The organism is Cyanobium sp. N5-Cardenillas (assembly GCF_024345515.1).
In the GTDB taxonomy this organism is placed as follows: domain Bacteria; phylum Cyanobacteriota; class Cyanobacteriia; order PCC-6307; family Cyanobiaceae; genus Cyanobium.
Map to the genome: position 1 here is coordinate 1 of NZ_JAGQBG010000141.1, position 8,290 is coordinate 8,290.

An 8,290-nucleotide genomic window follows, 5' to 3' on the forward strand; every position below is an offset into this window, starting at 1 on the left:
CTGGGTGATCAGCCCCACGACGGTGCGCCCCAGCACCACCCCCAGCACCAGGCCCAGCAGGGACCCCACCAGGCTGAACAGGGCCGCCTCCCCCAGGATCAGGGTGAACAGCTGGCCCCGGGTCACCCCCAGGCAGCGCAGCACCCCGAAGAGGCTGCGGCGTTGCACCACGCTGAAGGTGACCGTGTTGTAGATGAGAAAGATGCCCACCACCATGGCCAGCAGGCTCATGGCGGTGAGGTTGAGCTCGAAGGCCGCCGTCATCTGCTGCACGGCGTTGCCGCGGGCCGCCGCCGTCTCCAGCTTCAGCCCCCGGGGCAACCAGGTGCGGATGGCCTGCTCCTGGGCCGGGCCCTCAAGGATCAGATCGATGTGGCCCAGCGCCGGGACCGCAGCGGCGCCGGCGGGGTTGAGCAGGTCCTGGGCGGTGGCGATGTCGACCAGCAGCAGCGTCTCCAGGCCGCGGCGCTCGAGGGGCGAATCACTGCTGACGCTGCCCACCAGCCGCAGGGCCGTCGTCCGTCCGGCCAGATCGAGATGCAAGCTGCCGGAGCCGTCGGCGGCGCCGGGATGGAGGCCGAAGCGGGTGGCTGTGTCGGCGGCGATCACGGCCGTGCCGGGCTCGGTGAGGAAGGGCACGAAGCCCCTGCCGCCGCCCCCCTGACCGTCGCCGTCGCCACCCAGTAGGCCGCGGAAGGGCGCCTCGCTGAACAGATCGACCCCCACGACCCGCAGCAGTTCCCCGTCCAGTTCCTCGGCCCGGCCATAGGCCTCGATCACCGGGGCGGCGGGAATCTCCGGGAAGCGGCTCCGCAGCTCCACGAAGGTGCTGTCGGGGACGCCACCGGGCCCGATCGCCACCAGCCGATGGGTGGTGCGGCCTGTGATCGCGTCGGTGGACAGGGAGAAGGCCCGCTGGGCCGAGCCACTGGCCAGATCGATCGACACCAGCATCGCCACCCCCAGGGCGATGCCCAGGATGCAGAGCAGGTACTGGAGCGGGCGGCGACGCCAGCGCCGGGCCGCGAGGCGCCAGAGGGGGCCGTTGCGGACCACGGGAGTTGCATCTCCCTGGCTCATGCCGGCACCGCGGCCGAAGGGGCTGACGCCTCCAGCAGATGGCCCTCCTGCACCCGCAGCACCCGGTCGGCCTGCTCAGCGATGGCCCCGTTGTGGGTGGCCATGACCAGGGTGCGGCCCTGCTGGCGTGTGAGGGCGATCAACAGGCGCAGCACCTGGTCGCCGGTGTGTTCATCCAGGTTGCCGGTGGGCTCGTCGGCCAGGATCAGCAGGGGCTGGTGCAGCAGGGCGCGGGCGATGGCCACGCGCTGCTGCTGGCCTCCGGAGAGCCGGTCCGGCATCGTCGAGGCCCGCTCCGCCAGCCCCACCTGGCCGAGCAGATCAAGGGCCGCCGTCTCCAGGGCCGGGCGGGGCAGGCCCGCCAGCTCGCTGGGCAGGGTGACGTTCTCCAGCACCGACAGGGTGGGGATGAGGTTGAAGAACTGGAAGATGAACCCGATGCGATCCCGGCGGAAGAGCGTGCGGCGCCGCTCGTCGAGGGCCGTGAGGTCCACCCCGCCGATGCACACACTGCCGGAGGAGGGGGTGTCGATGCCGCCGATCAGGTGCAGCAGGGTGCTCTTGCCGCTGCCGCTCTGGCCCAGCAGCACCACGAACTGGCCGGGGTCGATGAGCAGATCGACGGCCTGCAGCACCGTCCGCTCCGTGTCGCCCTCCTGAAAGCGTTTCCGGAGTCCCCGCAGTTCGATCGCAGGCCGGGGGTGGGGATCCGTCATCGCAGAGCGTTCGTCGTTGTGCGTTCAGCAGGAGCGGATCGTCTGCGAGCCAACTCCATGGCCAGCAGACCAAACCTAGGGAACCGGCGGCCGGGCCGAGAGCCAGGCCCTCATCCGCCTAAGCGCGTCATCCTCAACAGAAGCCGCCGCGATCGCTGCATCAACCGGGAGGCCTTCCGGAAGGCAACCCGAGCACCTCGGCAGAGCAGGTCATGGAGATCATCGACGCGATGCATGACAGCCTGCCTGGCCCAAAGCAAAGCGAGCCGCAACGGCCGGGGGAAAAGCGACTCAGACTCATAAAGCCGTGCATAGGAGATGCCAATTCTGTTGAATTCCGCCAACAGTGCCGGCGCCCGCTCCCAGCCTTCAGGGTCAAGGAATCGTCGAACATAATCAAACTTTCCCTCGAGCAGGTCTCCAGCACAGTGATGGCTAAACGCCTGCTTGCTCTGGTAGGCCCGCAACGATCTCCTGGAAAAATCTGTCAACACGGACGAAAGATGCTGCCTACTGCTGAGTCTGTGCAGCCGGTAAGGCTTATAATGAAACTCAAAATAGATTATCTTTGTGGTCACTTCGCCTGACCCCAGACGCGATTTAGCGTGGTGATAACCATGGTCCAGAGAGCCGCAAGCGCCTTGCGCAAAAAAGCATTTCGGGCTGGAATGCGTAACGGCGTAAAGATGCATTCTGCAAGGGTTATGCCAGAATTTGTGCTCAATGAGCAGCACGTCCCTGCTGCCTGCATAGGGCTGCAGAACCCTTTCGATGTCACGCCGCTGACAGGATATCCCCGAATCCGTCTGACAAGCCAGAAACTCATCACAATCGAGTAGAAAGTAAAAATCAAAGGGGCTAGAATGATCCAATTCCTGGATGAAGGCGGCGAGCAGGGGTCCTCGCTGGCGGTAGTCGCGTTGACTTGAATACTCCGAGAAGACATTGGCTCCGTTTAGCCTTGCACGCTGAAGTGACTGAATGACAGAAGCAGACTTTGATCCATTATCGAAGATAAATAAATTCTCATGACCCAACAGATCAGCATGATAAAGAACCCATGGATCAAACAGGATCGTCTCATCCTTTTGCATCATGATGCAGGCAATTCTCATGCCGCTTTGTCCTCGCCTTTGGGTTGAAGGATAATCAAAAGTTGCCCGTGCAGCCTGCCATGACAAGCCGCTGAAGCACGGATCAAAATGGCTGAATGAACCAGCGGGCCAGGGCCGACACGTCCTCGTCGCCACGCCCGGCCGCGATCAGGTCGTCCTCCATCGCGGCCACCTGGCGCGCCACCGGCAGCTCCAGGCCAGCGCCGGCGGCGGCGCCCAGGGCGATCGCCAGATCCTTGCGGTGCAGTCGCAGGCGGAAGCCGAGCGGGAACTCGCCCCGCAGCATCGAACCGCCGCGGTGCTCCAGGGCCCAGGAACCGGCGGCTCCGCCGAGCAGCGCCTGCCGCACCTGCTCCATCGGCAGCCCGAGGCGCTGCCCCAGGGCCAGGGCCTCCGCCACCGCCGCATAGCAGCCCGCCACCAGCACCTGGTTGACGGCCTTGGCCTCCTGGCCGGCCCCCACCGGGCCGAGGTGGGTGATCGTCCGGCCCACCGCCTCCAGCAGGGGCCGGGCCCGCTCCAGGTCGGCGGCAGCTCCACCCACCAGCACCGAAAGGGTGCCCGCCCGGGCCCCCTCGGTGCCACCGGTGACCGGCGCATCCAGGTAGGCCACACCGCGCTGGGCCAGGGCGGCGGCCATGGCCCTCGACGTCTGCGGCGCGATGGTGGAGACATCCACCACCAGGGCCCCGGGCGCCAGACCGGCCACGGCGGCGACGCCGTTGTCGCCCCCCTCACCCAGCAACACCGCCGCCACCGCCGCGTCGTCGCTCAGGCAGAGCACCAGCACAGCGGCGCCCTGGGCCGCCGCCGCCGGTGTGGCCGCGCGACGGGCCCCGGCGGCGGCCAGGGGCAGCTCCCGGTCCCGGTGGCGGTTATGAACCGTGAGGGGGAAGCCCTGCGCCAGCAGGTTGGCGGCCATCGGAGCACCCAGGGCCCCCAGGCCGATGAAACCGACGGATGGGGCCACGGCGACGTCAGACGTTGAACAGGAACTCCATCACATCCCCTTCGGCCACCACGTACTCCTTGCCCTCGCTGCGCAGCCAGCCCCGGTTGCGGGCCTCGGCCAGGGTGCCGGCCTCCAGCAGCTGGGCGTAGGCGATGGTCTGGGCCCGGATGAAGCCCCGCTCGAAATCGGTGTGGATCACACCGGCGGCCTGGGGGGCGGTCATGCCGGCGGTGATCGTCCAGGCGCGGGTCTCCTTCTCGCCGGTGGTGAAGTAGGTGCGAAGACCCAGCAGGCGGTAGGTGGCACGGATCAGGCTCTGCAGGCCGCCTTCGTTCACCCCCAGCCCCGCCAGGTAGTCGGCGCGCTCCTCGGCCGACAGGTCGATCAGTTCGGCCTCCACCTGGGCGGAGATGCGCACGGCTTCGGCCCCCTCCCGGGCGGCCAGCGCCTCCACGGCGCTCACCCAGGCGTTGCCCCCGGCGAGGTCGTCCTCGCTCACATTGGTGGCATAGATGATCGGCTTGGCGGTGAGCAGGCCGAGGTTGCGCACCAGGGCCTGCTCCTCCTCGCTCAGGGTCACCCGGCGGGCGGCACCGCCCTGCTCCAGTTCCGCCTGCAGTCTGGCCAGGGCCGCGTCCTCGGCGGCGGCCTCCTTGCTGGTGCGCATCTGCTTCTTGAGCCGCTCGCGCCGCTTCTCGATCTGGGCCAGGTCCGCCAGCCCCAGCTCCAGGTTGATCACCTCGGCGTCCCGCACCGGGTCGACGCTGCCGGAGACGTGGATCACGTCGTCGTCCTCGAAGCAGCGCACCACGTGGACGATGGCGTCAACCTCGCGGATGTTGGCCAGGAACTTGTTGCCCAGTCCCTCCCCCTGGCTCGCCCCCTGCACCAGACCGGCGATGTCCACGAACTCGACGCGCGTCGGCACGATCTCCCTGGATTTGGAGAGGTCGGAGAGCTTCTGCAGGCGCTCATCGGGCACAGCCACCACCCCCACGTTGGGCTCGATGGTGCAGAAGGGGAAGTTGGCCGCTTGGGCCTGGGCGTTTGCCACCAGGGCGTTGAAGAGGGTCGACTTGCCCACATTGGGCAGCCCGACGATTCCGGCTTTGAGCATGGGCGAAATCTAGGGGTCACCGTGCCAGCGCCCTTTCGGTCTTCCTCCCTCCACAGCCGCTGCCCGGGCGAGCGAAACTGTCTGCAGCGAAACGCCGGCCCATTCCCGCCCTCACCCCCCTGCCGCCGGCTCCCACTCCCACCCGGAGTCCGGCACCGCCGGCTGTCCCAGGGGCGGCGAAGCGCCGCTCGCGACGGCGTCTCTGGATCGGCCTGGCGGTGGGGCTGGCCCTGATCGCCTCCGCCGGTGTCTGGCAACGCCAGAGGATGCAGGCCGGCCGCGACCTGGCCCCCTTCACCGTGGTGGCCCGCGAGGGATCCCTCCCCGGCGTGATCACTGCCAGCGGTGAGCTGGATGCCGTCCAGCGGGTGAACGTCAGCCCCAAGCGGCAGGGCATCCTGCTGCAACTGCTGGTCGACGAGGGCGACACCGTGCGCAAGGGCCAGCCCCTGGCCCTGATGGATGACGGTGACCTGCGCGACCGTTTGATGGAACTGCAGGCCAACGTGCAATCAGCGGAGTCGGAACAACGCCGCAGCGACAGCGAACTGCGCCGCAACGAACCCCTCTTCCGCCAGGGGGCGATCAGCCTCGACACCATGAACCGCTTCCGATCCGAGGCGGAGGTGCGGCGGCTGGCCACCGCCGCGGCCCGGCAGCGCTTACGGCAGCGGATGGTGGAGAAGGACGAGCTGATCGTGCGGGCCCCCTTCAATGGGGTGATCAGCCAGCGCTACGCCGAACCTGGCGCCTTCGTCACCCCCACCACCACGGCTTCGGCCACCGCCGGCGCCACCAGCTCCTCGATCGTGGAGCTCTCCGAGGGCCTTGAGGTGGTGGCCAAGGTGCCCGAGAGCGACATCGGACGGCTCAAGGTGGGCCTGCCCGCCAGCGTGCGGGTCGATGCCTTCCCGGACCGTCGCTTCCAGGCCCGGGTGCGCCAGATCGCCCCCAGGGCCGTCAAGACCAACAACGTCACCTCCTTCGAGGTGAAGCTCCAGCTGGTCGATCCAGCCCCGGAACTGCGCATCGGCATGACCGCCGACATCGACTTTCAGACCGGCACCCTCCAGGCCCGGACGGTGGTGCCCACCGTGGCGATCGTCACCGAGGATGGCCGCCCCGGGGTGCTGCTGGTGGGCAAGGGTCAGGAACCCACGTTCCAGCCGGTGGAACTGGGGGCCAGCAGCGGCAAGGACACCCAGATCCTCACGGGCCTGGAGAGCGGCACCAGGGTGTTCATCGATCTGCCCCCCTGGGCCAAGAAGCGCCCCTAGGCGACGCTGAGGCCCAGGTAACGCCGTGCCGCCTCCACGATCCTGCCGCTGGCCTCGCCATCACCGAAGGGATTGTGTGCATGGGCCATGGCCCCGTAGGCCTCCGGATCGTCCAGGAGCCGGCTTCCTTCCGCCAGGATCGCCCCGGTGTCGGTGCCGATCAGCTTGGCCGTGCCGGCCGCCACCGCCTCGGGCCGTTCGGTGGTCCGGCGCAGCACCAGCACGGGCTTGCCTAGGGCGGGGGCCTCCTCCTGCAGGCCGCCGGAATCGGTGAGCAGCAGGGTGCAGCCGCGCATCGCCGCCACCAGCCGGTCGTAATCGAGGGGTTCGGTGAGGAAGGCGCGGGGATGGGAGCCCAGCAGGGCCTGCAGGGGCTCGCGCACCGTGGGGTTGCGGTGCAGCGGCAGCAGCAGGGCGGTATCGGGGAAGCGCTCCAGCAGTGCCAGGAAGCCCTTGCCGATGTCGAGCAGCCGCTCGCCCCAGTTCTCGCGGCGGTGCACCGTGGCCAGCAGCACCCGCTGGTTCTGCCAGTCCAGGCCGGGCAGGTCCCAGTCGGGAGCGGTGCGGGCCATCAGCAGCAGGGCATCGATCACGGTGTTGCCGGTGGTGAGGATCTCGCCCACCACCCCCGAGGCCTTGAGGTTCGCCGCCGACTGGGCCGTGGGGGCGAAATGGAGGCGGGCCAGCTGGGAGATCAGGCGGCGGTTGGCTTCCTCGGGGAAAGGATCGAGCAGGTCGTCGGTGCGCAGGCCGGCCTCCACATGGCCGACGGGGATCTGCTCGTAGAAGGCCGCCAGGGCGCTGGCGAAGGCGGTGGTGGTGTCGCCCTGCACGAGCACGAGGTCGGGGCGGTGCGCCTCGAACTCCTGCTTCAGCCCCTGCAGCGCCGCACAGGTGACATGGGTGAGGGTCTGCTTCGGCGCCATCAACGCCAGATCGTGGTCGGCGCTGAGGCCGAACAGCCGCATCACCTGGGTGACCATCTCGCGGTGCTGCCCCGTGAGCACCACCCGGGTACGGAATTCCTGGACCCGCTGAAACGCCAGGATCACCGGCGCCAGCTTGATGGCCTCCGGGCGGGTGCCCAGACCGATGCTGACCAGGGGCTGAGGGGACACGGACCGAAGCAGGTGCCCCGATCCTAGGGAGCCTCCGATCGACCGTTCCGCGGCCCGAAGGCCGCCGCTTTCCGCTGATATCCACAGAGGGGAATCCGCACCTAGGATGGCCTGCGATAACGAACCCTTGAACTGGATCGCCCATCCGTTTTGCAGAGTTCTTCAAGGCCACACGCACCACCACCACCACCACCTGTCGGCATCAATCCGGCGATGGCGGCCCGGTCAGCCCAACTCCCGCCGATGGATTCCAGCGGGGAAGCGTCGCCGACGCTGGAGCAGATCGTTCGCGTGGCCTTCGATCGCAACTTCTCCGACGTTCACCTCGGCGTCGGTGAGCTGCCCAGATTCCGCCACCGCGGCGACATGATTCTGGCCGGTCTGGGGGTGACCGACGCCGGCACCTTCCGTGACTGGCTGCGGGAAATCATGGATCCCCCCCAGATCGACCGCTTCGTCCAGCAGAAGGAGCACGACGGATCCTTCGCCTTCGGTTTCGTGCGGGTGCGCATCAACCTGCTGGAATCGCTCCAGGGTCCGGCGATGGTGCTGCGGTTGATTCCGCAGAGTGTTCCCACCATCGACGAGCTCAACCTGCCCCAGGTGCTCAAGGATCTGGCCCAGCGGCCCAAGGGCATGCTCCTGGTCACCGGACCCACCGGTTCAGGCAAGAGCACGACCCTGGCGGCGATGATCGACCACATCAACCGCACGATGAAACGCCACATCCTCACCATCGAGGACCCGGTGGAGTTCGTGCATCAGAGCCGCGAGTCCCTGATCCGCCAGAGAGAACTTGGCACCCACACCAAATACTTCAAGACGGCCCTGCGGGCGGCGCTGCGGGAGGACCCCGACGTGATCCTGGTGGGGGAGATCCGCGACCAGGACACCCTCACCACCGCCATCGAAGCG

Annotated in this window: 8 protein-coding genes; 2 read left to right on the forward strand and 6 right to left on the reverse strand. The window is 68.0% G+C overall.

Features of this window, described 5'->3' with window-relative positions:
• From KBZ04_RS11470 to ychF, 5 genes are all read right to left on the reverse strand, one after another.
• A partial coding sequence (locus KBZ04_RS11470) for an ABC transporter permease (protein ID WP_254992055.1) occupies nucleotides 1-1,056 on the reverse strand: 1,056 nt, incomplete at its 3' end.
• Nucleotides 1,057-1,076: 20 nt separating this feature from the next.
• Nucleotides 1,077-1,796: an ABC transporter ATP-binding protein gene (locus KBZ04_RS11475; RefSeq protein WP_254992056.1), complete on the reverse strand. Its 720-nt coding sequence runs from the start codon at nucleotides 1,794-1,796 to the stop codon at nucleotides 1,077-1,079.
• Between the two features lie 110 nt (nucleotides 1,797-1,906).
• Nucleotides 1,907-2,911, reverse strand: coding sequence for a glycosyltransferase family 2 protein (locus KBZ04_RS11480; protein ID WP_254992057.1), 1,005 nt, complete (start codon nucleotides 2,909-2,911; stop codon nucleotides 1,907-1,909).
• Between the two features lie 82 nt (nucleotides 2,912-2,993).
• Complete coding sequence (locus tag KBZ04_RS11485; protein ID WP_254992058.1) at nucleotides 2,994-3,881, reverse strand: NAD(P)-dependent oxidoreductase; 888 nt, start codon at nucleotides 3,879-3,881, stop codon at nucleotides 2,994-2,996.
• 7 nt (nucleotides 3,882-3,888) lie between these two features.
• Complete coding sequence (ychF, locus tag KBZ04_RS11490; RefSeq protein ID WP_254992059.1) at nucleotides 3,889-4,980, reverse strand: redox-regulated ATPase YchF; 1,092 nt, start codon at nucleotides 4,978-4,980, stop codon at nucleotides 3,889-3,891.
• Nucleotides 4,981-5,198: 218 nt separating this feature from the next.
• Here ychF and KBZ04_RS11495 point away from each other — a divergent pair, with 218 nt between their 5' ends.
• Entirely contained in the window at nucleotides 5,199-6,257 is a 1,059-nt protein-coding gene (locus tag KBZ04_RS11495) for an efflux RND transporter periplasmic adaptor subunit (RefSeq protein WP_254992060.1), read from the forward strand.
• Here the strand turns inward: KBZ04_RS11495 and wecB are convergent.
• A complete protein-coding gene (gene wecB, locus KBZ04_RS11500) occupies nucleotides 6,254-7,375 on the reverse strand; it encodes a non-hydrolyzing UDP-N-acetylglucosamine 2-epimerase (RefSeq protein ID WP_254992061.1) in 1,122 nt (373 codons plus the stop codon). The genes KBZ04_RS11495 and wecB overlap by 4 nt on opposite strands.
• Before the next feature lie 243 nt (nucleotides 7,376-7,618).
• On the opposite strand from wecB, the gene KBZ04_RS11505 reads away from it, so the two are divergent.
• Nucleotides 7,619-8,290: type IV pilus twitching motility protein PilT (locus tag KBZ04_RS11505; RefSeq protein ID WP_315860111.1), on the forward strand; the 672-nt coding region annotated here is incomplete at its 3' end.